The following is an 18,139-nucleotide window of genomic DNA, read 5'->3' as shown; positions in this document are numbered from 1 at the left end:
CTTCCGATGACCTCAACGCAGGCTTCCCACCCCTCGGTCAAGGCGGACGCCTATACGGGTGACTTTACCCACAGGCTCGCTCAGGTCGCCGACACCGTCGAGACCTTCCTCGTCGATCTGCTCGGGCCGACACTCCAGGCCGGCGAGATCGCCCGCCCGCCCCGTTTGATGGAAGCGATGCGCCACGCCGTGCTCGGCGGCGGCAAGCGGCTGCGGCCCTTCCTCGCCATCGAGACCGCGCGGATGCTCGGCGGGGCCGAGGATGCGGCGCTCGCGGCGGGTGCCGGCGTCGAACTCGTCCACTGTTACAGCCTCGTTCACGACGACCTGCCGGCCATGGACGACGACGACCTGCGCCGCGGCAAGCCCACCGTCCACAAGGCCTATGACGAGGCCACCGCGATCCTCGTCGGCGACGCGCTCCAGACGCTGGCCTTCGAGGTCACCGCCGATCCGCGCTGGCAGCCCGATCCGGCGATCCGGGCCGAACTGGTGCTCGGGCTTGCCCGCGCCTCCGGCCTCGGCGGCATGGTCGGCGGCCAGCTCCTTGATCTCTCGGCCGAGGGGCGCTTCGGCCCGGCCACTATGGATATCGACGACACCCTGCGGATGCAGGCGATGAAGACCGGGGCGATCCTCGCCTTCTCCGTCGAAGCCGGCGCTCTCGTCGGCGGCGCGAACGCGGACGAGCGGGCGGCGCTGCTGCGCTACGGCAAGGCGCTCGGCCAGGCCTTCCAGGTCGCCGACGACATTCTCGACCGCGAGGCCTCGCCGGAAGCGATGGGCAAGGCCACCGGCAAGGACAAGGATGCCGGCAAGGCGACGCTGGTCGATCGCCTCGGCCTCGACGGCGCACGGGCCGAGTGCGACCGGCTGGTGGCTTTGTGCGAGGAAGCCGTCGCCCCCTGGGGCGACCGGGCGCAGGTGCTCAAGGACGCGGCCCGCTTCACCGTGGCGCGCAAGGCCTGATCTCGCATCCACCGCCTTCATCCTGAGGTGGCCGCACCAGCGGCCCTCGAAGGACGCTCCAGATCCCGCGCGATCCGGGGACGATCCTTCGAGGCCGCCGCTCTGCGCCGGCACCTCAGGATGAGGCGATTGGATGGGATGACGCGCGGTGACGCCGCCTGAGGCCAAGCGGGTCACTTGCTTCGACGCTTAGTCCGAGCGAGTCGGCGCGTCGGGCGCCTTCACCCCGTGGAAGCGGTGCTGCTGGTCCGGCGGCACCCGGGCGCAATCCTCTCGATGGCCGAACACGCGGTAGCGGGTGCGCGCGACGAGGCTGTAGAGCCGGTCACGCAGCGGCTTCGGAACGATTGCGAACACACGGCCCCACCGCCACGGCGCCTTGAGATGCCGCGTCACGGCGAGCGCGGCATCCGAGCGCGTCAGCGCCCGCCCATCCTCGACCAGCAGGAAGGTGCCGTTAAAATCCGCTTCGGTGAAACCGTGGCGGGCGGCGAGGTCAAGCCCCTCGCGGGACCACGCGCCCATGAAGTGCAGGCTGTGGTCGCGCTCATGCGCCAGAACGAAGCGCAGCATCCCGGCGCAGAGCACGCAATCCGTGTCGAAGACGAGGGTCGGCGGCATCGGCCGGGGTGCTGAGGCCGTCACGCGGCGCTGACGACCACTTCGACGAGGTTCGGTGCGCCGGAACGAATACCCGCCTCGACCGCACCGGCAATGTCCGCCGCCCGCTCGACGCGCCGGGAGGGCACGCCCATCGAGGTGGCGAGCGCCAGGAAGTCGATGCGCGGCTCGGTGAGGTCCATGGCGATGAATCGGTTCGCGCGCACCGAGGCGTAGTGCGTCTGCGACTTCATGAACTGCTTCAGGATGTTGTACTCGGCATTGTTGATGACGACGAAGGTCACCGGCAACCCCTCATGCGCGGCGGTCCAGAGCGCCTGGGGCGAGTACATCGCCGCCCCGTCGCCGACGATGCAGACCACCGGCGCCCGGTCGAGCCCGAGCGAGAAGCCGACCGAGGCCGGCATGCCCCAGCCAAGCACGCCGCCGCGGATCGACGAGTATTGCCGCGTCCAAGTGCTGTGGAGGATCGTGCGCAGATGCCCGAGCGTTGCGGGTGCTTCGTCGATGATGGCGATGTCCGACCCCACGGCCCGGCCGATCTCGCGGGCGGCGACGAGGGGGTGGATCACCGGATCGGCGAAGGCGGCATCCGCCTTGGCCTCGAGCGCGGCCCGGCGGGCGTCGTAGGCCGCAACGGCTTCGCGCCTCAGGCGGGCATAGGTCTCGGCGTGCGGCGCGAGGCGCGCTTCCAGGAGCGGCAGCAGCACGTCGAGGGAGGCGCGGACGTTGCCCACCGTCGAGAGCTGCGTCGCGTAGGTGCGGCCGAGGTCGCGCGCATCCGCCGAGAGCTGGAACACCTGCGTACCGGGGGGCACGGCCGAACCCTCGGTGTAGAGCACGGTGATGAGCGACTTGCCGCCGAGCGCGAACACCGCGTCGTAGCGGCCGAGAATCTCGGCGATGCCGCTCGCCTTGGTCGGCAAGTTGCCCATCCAGAGCGGATGGGCGGTCGGGAACGGGATATGCGCCGGCCAGGACGATCCGTAGACCGGCGCCGCCAGGAGGTCGGCGAGCCGCACCGCCTGGGTCGAGGCGTCGCTGGCATCGACCTCGTCGCCGGCGATCAGCGCGAGCCGCCCCGGCGCGATGCCGGCGAGATGGTCCGCGAGCCGGTCGAGGGAGCCGGCCACCGCGTGGTGGTCGATGGTCGAGATTTCGCCGAGCGGCGCGGCGGTCATCGCCTCCATCACGTCCATCGGCAGCGACAGGAAGACCGGCCCGGACGGCGCCGCCGCGGAATCGTGGAAGGCACGGCGCAACAGCACCGGAAGCTGGTCGGCATGGGTCACCTCGCGCGCCCACTTCACGGTGGGCGCCGCGATGGTGGTCAGGTCGCCGAACAGCAGCGGGTCGGTGATGACGTGCCGCGAATCCTGCTGGCCGGCCGTGACGACGAGCGGCGTGCCGGAGATCTGGGCATTGAGCAGGTTGCCCATGCCGTGGCCGAGGCCACCCGCCGTGTGCAGGTTGAGGAAGCCCGGCCGGCGCGCCCCTTGCGCGTAGCCGTCGGCCATGGCGACGGCGCTCGCCTCCTGAAGGGCGAGCACGTAGGCAATGTCGGGTGCGTCCGTCAGCGCATCGATCAGCGGCAGCTCGGTCGTGCCCGGATTGCCGAAGATGTAGCGGACGCCCTCCGAGCGCAGCACCTCCAGCAGAACGTCAGCGCCGCGCCGCTCGGACAGGGAGTCGAGTGTCGTGACCGTCATGGCCTGCTCCTTCCGCACCTTCGAGCGCCGATCTCACCGCGCACCCGCGCCGGAACGATGTCCCGCCCGGCGAAGGGCGTTCAAGGTCTCTCGAACATCGACGGCGTCGCGGGCGACATCCACCCCTCTGTCGAACGTCGGGCCGGAATCGTCACGCGATCACGGTGCGGCGGCGCGTGGACGAACCGTCCAGGTCGCCCAATAGACGGGCCGCCCGTAGAGCGAGGAGGCGTCGCTGCCGTCGATCCGCGGGGCCCGGCGGTCGAGCCAGGTCAGGAAGCCGCCCTTGTCGGGGTAGATCGTCGGCGCGTCGAGGTTGCCGTAGCGGTCGGTCATCCAGCCGAAGCCGTCGCGGGTGAACCGCCCCAGTGCGTCGCCGCCGGAGCGCAGTCCGAGATAGGCGGTGGAGTGGCCGGCCGCGACGGGCTCGGCATAGAGCGTCAGGGCGGTGAGGCTGCCGGGCGAAAGGTCGGCGGTGTAGTGCAGGCAGATATCGGCGACGGGCCCACCCGAGACGGTGACCGGTCGCGAGCAGGAATAGGCCACGGCCCAACGGTCCATCCCGCGTGCCTTGGCGACGCGCATTTCGGTCTCGGCCGGCAGGTTCTCGATCAGCGTGACGGGCGCCGACCACGTGCGCTCCGCCAGCGGGTCGCGGCTCGTGCGCAGGTAGAGCGCCATGCGCCGCCGGTTCCGCGGCGCATCGCAGTCGGCGGGCAGCACGTCGGTGTAGAAGTAGTGGTAGACTCGATCGACCACGCTGATCGACCCGGTCAGGCCGCGCGCCTCGAAATCCGGCGCGGCGCAGTTGCCGACGATCGGCTTTCCCGTGTCGTCGAGCACCGGGGCGGGCTTCATCGCCGCCGGCCGTGCGCGCCCGCGCCGACGCCCCTGACCCTCGGCGGCGGGCGCTCCGAACGGCCGCCACTCGGTGCCGGGATCGGCCTCGAGGCGCAGATCGAGGCTCTGGAAGTCGTAGGTGCGCGCCTGGACCAGCACCCGGCGACGCCCCTCCCCGGAGGGCTCCGTCGCGGTGGCGAGGATGGCGTAGTACGGGTCGCCCGCCCAATCGCGCCCCGCGACCATCATCGCGTTGCCGGACGGATCGTCCTCCGGCGCGGTGGCCTGGGCGCGGAAGGTCATCCTGTCCGCCTGCTTGTCCCCCTGCCTCGCCTCGCGCGCCGCCCGACGAGCCTCCCGCCGCGCCTGACGGGTCGCCCGGCTGCGGCGGCGCGGCTGTTCGGCCCGCGCCGCACCGTCGCCCTTGAGGCCTTCGCTCCAGAAGCGCGGATCGGTCGGCGGCAGCATCGTCGCCAGCGTCTCGATCTGCCGACCGATGCGCACGGCACCGCCCGCCGCGGGATCGGTGGCCCGAAGGTCGGTCCGGCAGGCCTCCTCGCCGCGGCCACCGCTCGGCCGGCTCCCTTGGCGCGGCGGCTCGGCCCGGTAGATCACCTGAAGCGGGCCCGGCGGCCCGGTATCCTTGAGCCGCAGGATCTGCACGTCGTGGACGAAATGGCAGGGCGGCGGGACGGCGTAGACGCCCTCGGCCTCGTCGGCCGAACGGCAGATCTCCAGCGCGCCGCCCCCGGTGAGATAGCAGGCACTGGCACCGCCACGCGGCGCGCCGGCCTGGGACGGCCCTGCCCACGCCGCGAGCAGGACGAGCGGGACTGCGATGATCCCCAATCCGCGTCGAGCGGGCCCGGCTTCGGGCAAAAGGGAGCCGCGTCCGGCGGCGATGGGGTCGGGAAGGCTCGGATTGTGCACGGCGAAACCTTAGCCCTTCCGGCCCCGGCTCGGAAAGCACTCCCGGCAAGCCTTCCCATCACGATCAGGTCGTTTTCGGCACGCGAGAACCGAACATGGTGAAAGGATTGGCTCACCAAGACGGATTACCGTAGGCCTCCGTTCGATAATGAGGGTATTCCATCGATGAGCAGCGGTCTCTCGGCACCGGCCGGTCTGTCGGAGGTCTCCCGCCTCGCGACGTTGCTGGCCGATCAAGCGCTCGATGCGCAGATCATGAGCCGTCCCATTCCCGACGATCAGGTCCAGGCCCTGCTGGACGCCGCCGTGCTCCTCGACGAGTACGGCCAGGAAATCCCGCCGCTGCTCGAGCAGATCGTGCACGAGATCGGCTCCTCCGCACCCGAGCGCGCCGTGCGCCCCGCCAAGCGCCCGGAGGAAGATGAGGTCGGGCGCATGGCCTGGATGCTGCGCCCGTTCCGCTCGGGCAAGCGCGCGGGTTGAGCCTGGGTTCGGTCGCCGACGGAGCGAGCGACGGACTTGCAGGGGCCGAGCCGCGCCGATAGAGCGCGGGCGACGTGGCGCGTGCCATCATCCCGGATTTCAGCCCCATGACCACCTACAAGCTTCTGCTCCTGCCCGGCGACGGCATCGGCCCCGAGGTGATGGCCGAGGTCGAGAAGGTGGTGGGCTGGCTCAAGCGCGCGGGCCTCGCCGATTTCGAGACCGAGCGCGACCTCGTCGGCGGCGCCGCCATCGACGTGCACGGCAAGCCGCTCGCCGACGAGACGCTCGCTCGCGCCGACGCGGCCGACGCGATCCTGCTCGGCGCGGTCGGCGGGCCGAAGTGGAACGGCGTGACCTACGACATCCGCCCCGAGGCGGGCCTGCTGCGCCTGCGCAAGGATCTCGGCCTGTTCGCCAACCTGCGCCCGGCGATCTGCTACCCGGCGCTGGCCGACGCCTCCGCCCTCAAGCGCGAGCTGGTCGAGGGCCTCGACATCATGATCGTGCGCGAGCTCACCGGCGGCGTCTATTTCGGGGAGCCGAAGGAGATCACCACGCTGGAGGACGGCTCGAAGCGGGCGGTCGATACGCAGGTCTACACCACCGCCGAGATCGAGCGGATCGCGCATGTGGCCTTCGATCTCGCCCGCAAGCGCTCCGGCCGGGTCGCCTCGGCCGAGAAGAACAACGTGATGAAGACCGGCGTCCTGTGGAAGGAGGTCGTCACGCGGGTCCATGCCGAGCATTACAGCGAGGTCGAGCTGGAGCACGTCCTCGCCGACAACTGCGCCATGCAGCTCGTGCGGCGCCCCAAGCAGTTCGACGTGCTGGTGACCGACAACCTGTTCGGCGACGTGCTCTCGGATGTCGCGGCGATGCTCACCGGCTCGCTCGGCATGCTGCCCTCCGCCTCGCTCGGCGCCACCGACGCGCGCGGCACCCGCAAGGCGCTCTACGAGCCGGTCCACGGCTCGGCCCCCGACATCGCCGGCAAGGGCTTTGCGAACCCGATCGCGATGATCGGCTCGCTCGCCATGTGCCTGCGCTACTCCTTCGGCCTCGGCGAGGCCGCCGACCTCGTGGAGAGCGCGATCACCCGGGCGCTGGCCGCCGGCGCCCGCACCCGCGACATCGTCGGCGAGGGCCAGACCCCGATCAGCACCGGCGAGATGGGCGACGCGATCCTGCGCGAGCTAGAAACGCAGGCGGGCTGAGGGCTCCGAATCCCGCCTCACCTCTCCGATCGCTCGACGTCGTGTCCCCCCTCTCCCCGCAAGCGGGGCGAGGGGTTGCACTGCCTAGTGAGCGTTCATCCGGAAGCCGCGGTCACTTCTCCCCCAGCGGCAGCCACGAGCGCCCGTCGCGGGCGAGCAGATCGTCCGCCTCCTTCGGGCCGGGACTGCCGGCCGGATAGAAGCAGACCGGCGCGTCCTTCCACGCCTTGAGCAGCGGATCGACGGCGGCCCAGCTCGCCTCGATGGTGTCGGCGCGCTGGAACAAGGTCGGGTCGCCCATCATGCAATCGTAGATCAGGCTTTCGTAGCCGACGGTGGGCGCCGGGTCGAAGAAGTCGCCGTAGCAGAAGCCCGTCTCGATCGCGGCGAGATGCATCTGCGGCCCCGGCCGCTTCACGTTGAAGCGCGTGGCCGAGCCGGGCGCCGGGTCGATGCGCAGGCGCATGACGTTCGGCGCGAGGTCGCCGCCATCCGCCCCGCGGAACAGCGTGAGCGGCGTCGCCTTGAAATGCACCGCGATCTCGGTGCGCCGTTCGGCCAAGCACTTGCCGGTGCGCAGGAAGAACGGCACGCCGGACCAGCGCTCGTTCTCGATCTCAAGCTTGAGGGCGACGTAGGTTTCGGTGCGTGAATCCTTCGCCACGTCCGGCTCGTCACGGTAGGCCGGGACATCCTTCCCGTCCTCGCGTCCCGCCGCGTACTGTCCGCGCACGGCATTCTCCGGCGTGACCGGGCGGATCGCCCCGACCAGCTTCGTCTTCTCGTCGCGCACGATCTCGGCGTCGAAGGCAGTGGGCGGCTCCATCGCCACCATGGTGAGAAGCTGGAACAGGTGGTTGGGCACCATGTCCCGCAGCGCGCCCGTCGGCTCGTAGAAGCGGCCGCGCTCCTCGACGCCGATCGTCTCGGCGGCGGTGATCTCGACGTGATTGACGTATTCGCGCCGCCAGATCGGCTCCAGCATCGCGTTGGCGAAGCGGATCGCCAGGATGCTCTGGACCGTCTCCTTCCCGAGAAAATGGTCGATCCGGTAGAACTGGCTCTCGTCGCCCTGCGCCAGGATGGTTTCGTTGAGCGCCTTGGCGGAAGCGAGGTCGGAGCCGAACGGCTTCTCGATGACGACGCGGCGGAACGCGTCGTCCGTCTGCTTCAGCAGGCCGGCCTTGCCGAGGCCTTCGACCACGGGGCCGAAGAAGCGGGCGGAGACCGCGAGGTAGAACACGACGTTGCCGGTGAGGCGTCCGGCGAGATCCTTGAAGGTCGCTTCCTCGGAGAAATCACCCTGCATCACGTGCAGGCGCTCGCGGATGAAGTCCCAGGGTCGCGAGTCGATCCGCTCGGCATGAAACTCGGCGGACGGGTCTTTGGTGAAGGACTCCATGGTCTGGGTGAGGTCGTCGCGCCAGCCCTCGTCGGTCAGCGGGTTGTGATCGACGCCGAGAACGGAAAAGCCGTCATCGAGCAGCCCACCGCCCGCGAGATTGTAGAGGGCCGGCATCAGGAGGCGCTTGGTGAGGTCGCCGCCGGCACCGAAGATCACGAGGGTGCAGGCCGGGGTCTTCGGCGTGTCGGGCGTATCGTGAACGCAGGCGTCGGGCATGGGCCATCCGGGGCTCTCGGCCGGCGAGGGGCCGACCGCTGGAATCCCGGTTCAACAGAGGCCGGCGGTTCCTGTTCCGGCCGAGCTGCCCTGCGCGGGCCTACTCGTCGGTACGGACGGCCGAGCCGCCATCGATCGGCAGACGCACGCCCTTCAGCTCCTCGCCGGTCGGCAGCGAGCGAGCGTCCCAGCCGCCGCCCAGCGACCGGATCAGCGCCACAGCGGTGGTGAAGCGGTTGAGGCGAATCTGGAGCGCGGTGACCTCGTTGTTGATGAGCAGCGCCTGCGCGGTCACGACGGTGGTGTAGTTCTGCGTGCCGGCCCGGTACTCGTTGAGGGTAATCTCGACCGCGCGCCGCGCCGAGGCGACCGCCTCGTCCTGCTTGGCCTGCTGCCGGGCGAGGATACGCACGCCGGCCAACCCGTTCTCGACCTCGCCGAAGGCGGTCAGCACCGTCTGGCGGTAATTGGCCACCGCCGCCTCGTAGGCGGCCCGCGCCGTTTGCAGCACCGCGGCGCGGGCGCCGCCGTCGAAGAACACCTGAGAGCCGTTCGCGGCGATCGACCAGACGCGGTTGGCGGCCGAGAACACGCCGTTGCTGGTCGCGCCCGAGAAGCCGCCCGAGGCCGAGAGCGTCACCGTCGGATAGAAGGCGGAGACCGCCACGCCGATCTGCTCGCTCTGCGCCTGCACCAGCCGCTCGGCCCCGGCGATGTCGGGCCGGCGCTCCAGGAGATCGGACGGGATGCCGACCGGCACCGAGGGTGGACGCACCGGCAGGGGCGCGAACGGCAGCTTGACCTCCGAGGGCGGGCGGCCGGTGAGAATCGCCACCGCGTGCTCGAACGTCGCCCGCTGGAGATCGACGGCGATCAGCGAGGCCTGCGTCGTCTGGAGCTGCGTCTGCGCGGTGATGACGTCGGAGCGGGCGGCGACGCCCGCATTGTACTGGTTCTCGGCGATGCTGAGGCTGCGCTTGAAGCCCTCGACATTCTCCTCCAGCACGCGCTTCAGCGAATCCTGATAGCGCAGTTGGAGGTAATTGGTCGCCAGTTCCGCCTGAAGGCTGAGACGCACCAGGGCGAGGTCGGAGGCCGAGGCCTGGGCGGAGGCGACATCACTCTCGATCTGGCGGCGGATGCCGCCGAACAGGTCGAGTTCCCAGTTCGCCTGCCCCTGGAGCGAGACGGTGGTGCGCTCGGCGCCCAGCGCCCGCGACCGGGTGATGCCCGGAGCACCGATCACCGTGGGGAACAGGGCGGCGCGTGCCTGCGCGACGAGGGCGCGGGCCTGATCGTAGACCGCGACCTGGGCGCGAAGGTTCTGGTTGTCGACGTCGATGGAGCGGATCAGCCGGTCGAGCGTCGGGTCGTTGAAGGCCCGCCACCAATCGCCGCGCTCGGCCGCGTCGTTCGGCGCCGCCGGGCGCCAGCCCTTCTGCGCCTGGACGTAGGCGAGGCTGTCCTCGCGCATTCCGCCCTGCTTGAAGCCAAGCGGCGTCTCGACGGAGGGGCGCGAGTAATCGGGGCCGACGAGGCAGCCGGAGGTCAGTGCCGCGACCGCGCAGACGGTGGCGAAGCGGAACAGGAGCCTCGACCTCAACCCTCTCCCCTCTGCGGGAGAGGGTGGCCCGCGAAGCGGGTCGGGTGAGGGGCAGCGCGACGTCCGGAAACGTGGCTCCCCTCTCCTGCCCTGCATCCGCAGGGCACCCTCCCCCGCGGAGGGGGGAGGGTTATGGCGCACGTCACCTGTCACGAAACAACCATCCTCACTCGGCCGGCACCGCCGCCGCTCCGCCCCGGCGACGCTTCGCCCAGAGCCGGAGACGGTCGAGATACAGGTAGACGACCGGTGTCGTGTAGAGGGTCAGGATCTGGCTGACGATGAGTCCACCGACGATCGCGATGCCGAGTGGCCGGCGCAGCTCAGCCCCCTCGCCGCCCGCGACGATGAGCGGGGCTGCCCCCAGGATGGCGGCGAGCGTCGTCATCATGATCGGGCGGAAGCGCAGGAGACAGGCCTCGTAGATCGCTTCCCCCGGCGTCAGGCCACGGCTGCGCTCCGCATCGATGGCGAAGTCGATCATCAGGATGGCGTTCTTCTTCACGATGCCGATCAGCAGGAAGACCGCGATCAGGGCGACGATGGTGAACTCGGTTCCGGTCGTGAGCAGCGCGACGATGGCGCCGATCCCGGCCGAGGGCAGGGTCGAGAGAATCGTGATCGGGTGGATGTAGCTCTCGTAGAGGATGCCGAGCACGGCGTAGACGGCAAGCAGCGCCGCGAGGATCAGCAGCGGCTGGCGCGAAGACGATTCCTGATAGCTCTTGGCCGCGCCCGCGAACTCGCCGTGGATCGTCTGCGGCAATTGCAGATCGAGCATGGTCTGGTCGATGACCGCGGTGGCCTCACCCAGACTCTTGCCGGGCACGAGGTTGAACGAGATGGTGGTGGCCACGAACAGGCCCTGATGCGCCACTTGGACCGGGGCGTTGCCGGTCTCGAAATGGGCGAAGGCCGAGAGTGGCACCATCGTCTCCTTGGCGCTCGACACCGGCGCGCTCGACGAGGCGCTGCCCCGGCTCGCGGCGATGGCGTTGCCCGCGGCGTTGCGGGCCGAGTCGGCAGCGATGGTCGCTGCCGTGTCGGTGGTGGACGTGCCGGAGGTGGAGGCTTGCGAGGCGGTGGTGGTCCCGCCGCCCGCCACCGTGCCGGCAACCGCGTTGGTGGTGGCCGAGCCCCGTGCGCGGCCGCCCGTGGTCGAGACGTAGATCGTCTTCAGGACTTCCGGGTTCTGGAGGTATCGCGGCGCGATCTCCATCACCACGTGGTACTGGTTGAGCGGGTTGTAGATCGTCGAGACCTGCCGCTGCCCGAAGGCGTCGTAGAGGGTGTTGTCGATCTGGTCCGGGGTGATGCCGTAGCGGAAGGCGGTCGCCCGATCGATGACGAGGCGGCTCTCCAGCCCGCCCTCCTGCTGGTCGGAGGTCACATCGGCGAAGATGTCGGTGCGCTTCTGCAGCGCTTGCAGCAGCTTCGGCGAGGCGGCGTAGAGCTCCTCCGACGTGTCGCCCTGGAGCGTGTACTGGTACTGGGCGAAGCTCTGGCGCCCGCCCATCCTGAGATCCTGGCGCGGAAACAGGAACAGGCGCGCGCCCGCGACCTGGGCGAGCTTCGGCCGCAGCCGGGCCATCACCGTCTCGATGGGCTCGCGTTTGCCGCGCGGCTTGAGCCCGACGAAGACGTTGGCGGAGTTGGTGCCGCGCCCGCCGGTGAAGCCGACGATGCTCTCCACTGCCGGGTCGGCCTGCACGATGGCGCTCGCGCGCTCCAGCTTGTCCTTCATCGACTGGAACGAGATGCGCTGGTCGGCCTGGATGCCGCCCATGAGCTGGCCGGTATCCTGGTCGGGGAAGAAGCCCTTCGGCACGATGATGTAGCCGTAGACCGTGAGCCCGATCGCGATGAACACGCTGAGCGCCGTCAGCCGACGGTGATAGAGCGCGAAACGGAGCGTCCGTTCGTAACTCCGCAGCAGCGCGTCGAAGCCGCCCTCCAATCCGCGCAGCAGGATGTTGGGGCGCTTGCCCGCATGCATCTGCGCCTCCGGCTTGAGGAGCAGAGCGCACATCATCGGCGTCGTCGTCAGCGACAGCACGAGCGAGACGAGGATCGCCATCGACAGCGTGACCGCGAATTCCTGGAACAGCCGGCCGACGATGCCGCCCATCAGCAGGATCGGCAGGAACACGGCAATGAGCGACAGGCTCATCGAGACGACGGTGAAGCCGACCTCGCGGGCGCCGAGCAGGGCGGCCTCGACCCGTGGCTTGCCCGCCTCGATGTGTCGCTGGATGTTCTCCAGCACGACGATGGCGTCGTCCACGACGAAGCCGGTCGCGATGATGAGCGCCATCAGCGACAGGATGTCGAGGGAGTAGTCGAGCATCCACATCGCCGCGAAGGTGCCGATGATCGAGATCGGCACCGCCACCGCCGGGATCAGCGTCGCCCGCCACGAGCGCAGGAAGATGAAGGTGACGAAGATCACGAGGATGACCGCGATGATCAGCGTCTCCTCGGTGCTGGCGAGCGAGGCGCGGATCGTGGCGGAGCGGTCGCCGGAGATGTTGAGGTCGATGTCGCCGGGCAGCGCCGCCTTCGCCTGCGGAATTGCCGCCCGCACCCGCTCCACGGTTTCGACGACGTTGGAGCCGGGCTCCTTGTAGATGAACAGGATCACGCCCGGCTTGCCGTCGACGAGGCCGAGGTTGCGCTTGTCCTCGACCGAATCGACCACTTCGCCGACATCGGCGAGCCGCACGGCGGCGCCGTTGCGATAGGCCACGACGATGTCGCGATAGTCGGAGGCCTGCCGGCCCTGGTCGTTGGCGTAGAGCTGGTAGCGGCGGTCGCCCGCCACGATGTCGCCCTTGGGCGAGTTGGCGTTGGCCGAGGCCAGACCCGCGCGGATGCCCTCCAGGCCGATGCCGTAGTGGAACAGGGCCGTCGGATCGAGTTCGACCCGCACCGCCGGCAGCGACGAGCCGCCGATATCGACGTTGCCGACGCCCTCGATCTGGCTCATCCGCTGCTGCACGATGGTCGCGGCGGAATCGTAAAGCTGCCCCGGCGTCAGGGTGTCGGAGGTGAGGCCGAGGATCAGGATCGGCGAATCGGCCGGGTTGAACTTGCGGTAGGTCGGGTTGGTGCGCAGCGCCGTCGGCAGATCGGCGCGCGCGGCGTTGATCGCCGCCTGGACGTCGCGGGCGGCACCGTCGATGTCGCGGTTGAGGCCGAACAGCAGGACGATCCGCACCGTGCCGGTCGAACTCGTCGATGTCATCTCGTTGACGTCGGCGATGGCCCCGAGCCGCCGCTCCAGCGGCGCGGCGACCGTGGTCGCCATGGTCTCTGGCGACGCGCCGGCCATCTGCGCCTGAACCAGGATGACGGGGAAATCGACCTGCGGCAGCGGCGCCACCGGCAAGCGGACATAGGCGAACATGCCGGCGAGCAGCAGGCCGATCGTCAGCAGCGTCGTGGCGACCGGGCGGCGGATGAAGGGTTCGGAGAGGTTCAAGGCACCGCCCCGCCCGGCGCCAGCCCATCCCGCTCCCGCCGCCGCATGATCCGGCGCTCCAGCCGGTCGAAGGCGAGATAGATCACCGGCGTCGTGAACAGCGTCAGCACCTGACTGACGATGAGGCCGCCGGCGATGACGATGCCCAGCGGCTGGCGCAGCTCCGAGCCGACGCCCGAGCCGACGATCATCGGCACCGCCGCGAACAGGGCAGCGAGCGTTGTCATCAGGATCGGGCGGAAGCGCAGCAGGCAGGCCTCGTAGATCGCGTCGCGCGGGGCCTTGCCCTCTTCGCGCTCGGCCTGGAGCGCGAAGTCGATCATCATGATCGCGTTCTTCTTCACGATGCCGATCAGAAGCACGATGCCGATGATCGCGATGATGTCCAGCGAGAGCCCGAACCACATCAGCCCGAGCAGCGCGCCGATGCCGGCGGACGGCAGGGTCGAGAGGATGGTGATGGGGTGGATGAAGCTCTCGTAGAGCACGCCGAGCACGATGTAGACGGTGATGATCGCCGCGCAGACGAGGAACAGCTCGTTGGAAAGCGCCGATTCGAAGGCGAAGACGGAGCCCTGCGGCACCACGTTGAAGCTCGCCGGCAGGTTGATGTCTTTTCGCGCGGCCTCCAAAGCATCGACGGCTTGGCCGAGGGCGACGCCGGGCGCGAGGTTGAACGAGACGGTGGTGGCCGGGAACTGGCCGAGATGTCCGATCAGCAGCGGCGCGCGCCGCTCCTCGATCTTCGCCACGGCCGAGAGCGGCACCTGTCCCGACGGTGCGGTCGAGGACGGCAGATAGAGGTTGTCGAGGGAGGCGAGCGAGGTGTGCAGCTTCGGGTTCGCCTCCAAAATCACCCGGTACTGGCTCGATTGGGTGAAGATGGTCGAGACGATGCGCTGGCCGAACGCGTCGTAGAGCACGTTGTCGATCGTGGCCGGCGTGATGCCGTAGCGCCCGGCGGTGGGCCGGTCGATGGTGACGTAGGCGGCCAGGCCGTTGCCCTGGTAGTCGCTGGTCACGTCGGCCAGCAGCGGTGAGCGGCGCAGCGCCTCGACGTAGCGCGGTACCCAGGTCTCGAAGTCGCCGAGGTTCGGGTTCTCGAGGATGACCTGATACTGCGTCGCCGAGACCGCGGTATCGATCGTCAGATCCTGCACCGGCTGCATGTAGAGCCGCACGCCGGGCACCGTGCTCGTCGCGGCGTTGAGGCGGCGGATGATCGCGCTGGCGTCGGCCCCGCGCGCCTCGCGCGGCTTCAGGTTGATGAGGAAGCGGCCGGAATTGAGCGTGACGTTCTGCCCGTCCACCCCGATGAACGAGGACAGGCTCGCGACGTCCGGATCCTGCAGGACGATGTCGGCCAAGGCCTGCTGCCGCTCGGCCATGGCCTCGTAGGAGACGCTCTGATCGGCCTGTGAGATGCCCTGGATCACGCCCGTGTCCTGCACGGGGAAGAAGCCCTTGGGGATCACCACGAACAGGTAGGCCGTGAGCGCCACGGTGCCGAGCGTGACAAGCAGCGTCAGGCCCTGGTTGGCCAGCACGACGCGAAGGGCCCGGCCGTAGAGGGCGATGACGCCGTCGTTGAGCCGCCGGCCCGCGCGGGCGATCGGACCCTCCCGGCGCGCAGCCGGGGTGTCGGCGCCATGGGCGACGGGCTTGAGCAGGCGCGCGCACAGCATCGGCACGAGGGTGAGCGAGACCACCGCCGAGATGACGATGGTCGCCGCAAGCGTGATCGCGAATTCGCGGAACAGCCGGCCGACCACGTCGCCCATGAACAGGAGCGGGATCAGCACCGCGATGAGCGAGACGGTGAGCGAGATGATGGTGAAGCCGATCTCGCGGCTTCCCTTCAGCGCCGCCTCGAACGGGTTGTCGCCCTCCTCGACGTGGCGGGCGATGTTCTCGATGACGACGATGGCGTCGTCCACGACGAAGCCCGTGGCGATGGTGAGCGCCATCAAGGAGAGGTTGTCGAGGGAGAAGCCCCAGGCATCCATCGCCGCGAGCGCGCCGATCAGCGAGAGCGGCACCGACAGGCTCGGGATCAGCGTCGCGGAGAAGCTGCGCAGGAACAGGAAGATCACCATCACCACGAGGCCGATGGCGAGCATCAGCTCGAACTGCACGTCGTGGACCGAGGCGCGGATCGTCGTGGTGCGGTCGGTGAGGATCGCGACCGAGACCGAGGCCGGCATCGTCGCCTGAAGCTGCGGCAGCAGCCGCTTGATGCGGTCCACCGTGTCGATGACGTTGGCGCCGGGCTGGCGCTGGATATTGAGGATCACCGCGGGCGTGCGGTCGGCCCAGGCGCCGAGCCGGGTGTTCTCGGCCCCGTCCACCACCTCCGCCACGTCGGTGAGGTGGACCGGTGCGCCGTTGCGATAGGCGATGATCGCGCTGGCATAGACCGCAGGGTCACGCACCTGATCGTTGGCGTTGATGGCGTAGGACTGGGTCGGCCCGTCGATATTGCCCTTGGGCGTGTTGACGTTGAGGTTGGCGATCGTCGTGCGCAGGTCGTCGATGTTGAGGCCGTAGGCGGCCATCGCCAGGGAATTGAATCGCACCCGCACCGCCGGCCGCTGCCCGCCGCCCATGCTGACGAGGCCCACACCCGCGATCTGGCTGATCTTCTGGGCGAGCCGGGTCTCGGCGAGGTCGCGCACCTGCGTCAGCGGGATCGTCGCGGAGGTGAGCGCCAGCGTCAGCACCGGCGCGTCGGCCGGGTTGACCTTGGCGTAGATCGGCGGTGCCGGAAGGTCGGTCGGCAGCAGGTTGCCGGCCGCGTTGATCGCCGCCTGGACCGACTGCTCGGCGATGTCGAGCGGGATGTCGAGGTTGAACTGAAGCGTGATGACCGACGCCCCCGCCGAACTCTGCGAGGACATCTGGTTGAGGTTGGCCATCTGGCCGAATTGGCGCTCCAGCGGCGCGGTGACGGCCGAGGTCATCACCTCTGGGCTGGCACCGGGATAGAAGGTCTGCACCTGGATCGTCGGGTAATCGACGGCCGGCAGCGCCGAGACCGGCAGGTTCAGATACGACACCGCGCCGACGATCAGGATCGCCAGCATCGACAGCGTCGTCGCGACGGGCCGCAGGATGAAGAGGCGGGACGGGTTCATGGCCGCATCCGCTTACGGGGCCGGGCGCCGGCGTCCCCGGCGCTCCTGACCGCCCTGGGTCGAACCGGTATCGGCCGGCGCGCCGGCCGCGGGTGTCGTCGGAAGCGTCGCGCCGGGGGCCCCCGCCGCCGGGCCGCCGGCCTGGGGTCCGGGGGCGTTGGCCACGACGCGCACGGGCGCGCCCTCGCGCAGCCGGTCGGTGCCGTCGGTGACGACGCGGTCGCCCGCCGCAAGGCCCGACAGCACCACCGTGTTCAACCCATCGGTCTCGCCGGTCTTGATCGGGCGCACGGTGACCTTCTCGTCGCCGTCCATCAGGTAGACGTAGGTGCCCGGCGTGCCGCGCAGGATCGCGGCGTTCGGCACCAGGGCCGCGTTCTGGATCGTCTCGACGGTGAGGCGCGCGTTGACGAACTGGTTCGGGAACAGGCTCTCGTCCTCGTTCTCGAACATCGCCCGCAGCTTCACCGTGCCGGTCGTGGTGTCGATCTGGTTGTCCACCGTGTCGAGGCGGCCGACGGCGATCTCGTGCTGGTCGCTGCGGTCATAGGCGCGCACCGTCAACTTCGCGCCTGCGCGCACCCGGCGCATCACCCGCGCCACGTCGTCCTCAGGCAGAACGAACACCACCGAGATCGGACGCAACTGCGTGACGACGACGATGTTGGTCGAGCCGGCGGTGATGTAGTTGCCGAGATCGACTTGCCTCAGGCCGACCCGACCCTCCACCGGCGAGACGATGCGGGCATAGGTGAGATTGAGCTTCTGCTGATCGACGAGGGCCTGATCGGCGGCGACCGTGCCCTCGTTCTGCTTCACCAGGGCGGCCTGGGTGTCGACGTTCTGCTTCGAGATCGAATCCTGGCGGTTCAAGGTCTGGTAGCGCTGGAGATCGAGCTTCGAGTTCTGCAGCAGCGCCTGATCGCGGGCGAGCTGGCCCTGATACTGCGCGAGCAACGCCTCGTAGGGCCGCGGATCGACCTGGGCGAGGAAGTCGCCCTCCTTCACCATCTGGCCCTCGCGAAAGCCGATCTTGGTGAGGTAGCCGCTGATCTGCGAGCGGATCGAGACGGTGGCGAGCGGTGTCACCGTGCCGAGGCCCTGGAGCACGACCGGCATGTCGCCGGTCACGATCGGTGCGACGCCGACCGCCTGCTTCATGTCGGCCGGCCGCCCTCCGTGACCGGGACGTCCGCCGCCCGGCGCCTGTGCGGTCTCCCCGGCCGGCTTCTGCCGGGCATCGTAGGTGCGGTGGGCGACGGCGCCGGCCCCGCCGAGGATCAGCAGCGCGAGCATCCAGCGGCCGAACTTACTGCGCCGGCGGACCGGTGCGGTCGTCACCGGGTCCGCGGTCCGGTATTCCCGGGCGGTCTCCCTGCGTATCGGCGAACTCTCGTTCATCCCTCACACACTCATCGACGGCATCACGGCCAATAAACGCGGGCCGGTTCGCGATCACGACCCGGCCGGCGGAAGATTCACCCGGCTCGAACCCGTTTCGAACAAAGCTGGCTGGATTCGGTACGGCCGG

General features: G+C 69.5%; 11 protein-coding genes. 3 read left to right on the top strand and 8 right to left on the bottom strand.

Annotated elements, in window-relative coordinates:
• The first annotated feature begins 6 nt into the window (after window positions 1-6).
• Window positions 7-969: a polyprenyl synthetase family protein gene (locus MSPGM_RS12590; RefSeq protein WP_003597325.1), complete on the top strand. Its 963-nt coding sequence runs from the start codon at window positions 7-9 to the stop codon at window positions 967-969.
• Between the two features lie 189 nt (window positions 970-1,158).
• Here the strand turns inward: MSPGM_RS12590 and MSPGM_RS12585 are convergent, their stop codons facing one another.
• The 3 genes from MSPGM_RS12585 to MSPGM_RS12575 all read right to left on the bottom strand — a co-directional run bounded on the left by MSPGM_RS12585 (window position 1,159) and on the right by MSPGM_RS12575 (window position 4,988).
• Window positions 1,159-1,590 (bottom strand): thiol-disulfide oxidoreductase DCC family protein, encoded by a 432-nt coding sequence (locus tag MSPGM_RS12585; RefSeq protein ID WP_261926388.1) that lies wholly within the window; start codon window positions 1,588-1,590, stop codon window positions 1,159-1,161.
• A 20-nt stretch (window positions 1,591-1,610) separates the two neighbouring features.
• The gene (locus MSPGM_RS12580; protein ID WP_012752875.1) at window positions 1,611-3,299 is read right to left on the bottom strand and encodes a thiamine pyrophosphate-binding protein; all 1,689 of its coding nucleotides are present in this window, start codon (window positions 3,297-3,299) and stop codon (window positions 1,611-1,613) included.
• Window positions 3,300-3,458: 159 nt separating this feature from the next.
• Window positions 3,459-4,988 carry a hypothetical protein gene (locus MSPGM_RS12575; RefSeq protein ID WP_012752874.1) on the bottom strand — a complete coding sequence of 510 codons (1,530 nt, stop codon included), beginning with the start codon at window positions 4,986-4,988 and terminating at the stop codon, window positions 3,459-3,461.
• Between the two features lie 246 nt (window positions 4,989-5,234).
• Between MSPGM_RS12575 and MSPGM_RS12570 the strand changes: the two genes are divergently transcribed.
• Complete coding sequence (locus MSPGM_RS12570) at window positions 5,235-5,552, top strand: hypothetical protein (RefSeq protein ID WP_003603725.1); 318 nt, start codon at window positions 5,235-5,237, stop codon at window positions 5,550-5,552.
• 107 nt (window positions 5,553-5,659) lie between these two features.
• Window positions 5,660-6,769: a 3-isopropylmalate dehydrogenase gene (leuB, locus tag MSPGM_RS12565; RefSeq protein WP_015822890.1), complete on the top strand. Its 1,110-nt coding sequence runs from the start codon at window positions 5,660-5,662 to the stop codon at window positions 6,767-6,769.
• Window positions 6,770-6,881: 112 nt separating this feature from the next.
• On the opposite strand, the gene zwf is transcribed toward leuB, so the two are convergent.
• From zwf to MSPGM_RS12540, 5 genes are all read right to left on the bottom strand, one after another.
• Window positions 6,882-8,390 (bottom strand): glucose-6-phosphate dehydrogenase, encoded by a 1,509-nt coding sequence (gene zwf / locus MSPGM_RS12560; protein WP_003603727.1) that lies wholly within the window; start codon window positions 8,388-8,390, stop codon window positions 6,882-6,884.
• A 100-nt stretch (window positions 8,391-8,490) separates the two neighbouring features.
• Complete coding sequence (locus tag MSPGM_RS12555) at window positions 8,491-9,993, bottom strand: efflux transporter outer membrane subunit (protein WP_003603728.1); 1,503 nt, start codon at window positions 9,991-9,993, stop codon at window positions 8,491-8,493.
• A gap of 166 nt (window positions 9,994-10,159) precedes the next feature.
• On the bottom strand, window positions 10,160-13,474 hold the full coding sequence (locus tag MSPGM_RS12550; RefSeq protein ID WP_012752872.1) for an efflux RND transporter permease subunit: 3,315 nt from the start codon (window positions 13,472-13,474) through the stop codon (window positions 10,160-10,162).
• Window positions 13,471-16,608 carry an MdtB/MuxB family multidrug efflux RND transporter permease subunit gene (locus MSPGM_RS12545; protein ID WP_003603731.1) on the bottom strand — a complete coding sequence of 1,046 codons (3,138 nt, stop codon included), beginning with the start codon at window positions 16,606-16,608 and terminating at the stop codon, window positions 13,471-13,473. The genes MSPGM_RS12550 and MSPGM_RS12545 overlap by 4 nt, the downstream gene beginning before the upstream one ends.
• Before the next feature lie 12 nt (window positions 16,609-16,620).
• Window positions 16,621-18,009 carry an MdtA/MuxA family multidrug efflux RND transporter periplasmic adaptor subunit gene (locus MSPGM_RS12540; protein WP_209688568.1) on the bottom strand — a complete coding sequence of 463 codons (1,389 nt, stop codon included), beginning with the start codon at window positions 18,007-18,009 and terminating at the stop codon, window positions 16,621-16,623.
• Window positions 18,010-18,139: the final 130 nt, after the last annotated feature.

Source organism: Methylorubrum sp. GM97, assembly GCF_024347855.1.
GTDB lineage: Bacteria > Pseudomonadota > Alphaproteobacteria > Rhizobiales > Beijerinckiaceae > Methylobacterium > Methylobacterium extorquens.
This window is presented reverse-complemented; position numbering and strand designations above follow the sequence as displayed.

Excerpts from the sequence above, each read along its gene's own strand:
- MSPGM_RS12585 (WP_261926388.1), bottom strand. The coding sequence starts at position 1,590 with ATGCCGCCGACCCTCGTCTTCGACACGGATTGCGTGCTCTGCGCCGGG.
- MSPGM_RS12540 (WP_209688568.1), bottom strand. The coding sequence starts at position 18,009 with ATGAACGAGAGTTCGCCGATACGCAGGGAGACCGCCCGGGAATACCGG.
- zwf (WP_003603727.1), bottom strand. The coding sequence starts at position 8,390 with ATGCCCGACGCCTGCGTTCACGATACGCCCGACACGCCGAAGACCCCG.
- MSPGM_RS12580 (WP_012752875.1), bottom strand. The coding sequence starts at position 3,299 with ATGACGGTCACGACACTCGACTCCCTGTCCGAGCGGCGCGGCGCTGAC.
- MSPGM_RS12570 (WP_003603725.1), top strand. The coding sequence starts at position 5,235 with ATGAGCAGCGGTCTCTCGGCACCGGCCGGTCTGTCGGAGGTCTCCCGC.
- MSPGM_RS12545 (WP_003603731.1), bottom strand. The coding sequence starts at position 16,608 with ATGAACCCGTCCCGCCTCTTCATCCTGCGGCCCGTCGCGACGACGCTG.
- MSPGM_RS12590 (WP_003597325.1), top strand. The coding sequence starts at position 7 with ATGACCTCAACGCAGGCTTCCCACCCCTCGGTCAAGGCGGACGCCTAT.
- leuB (WP_015822890.1), top strand. The coding sequence starts at position 5,660 with ATGACCACCTACAAGCTTCTGCTCCTGCCCGGCGACGGCATCGGCCCC.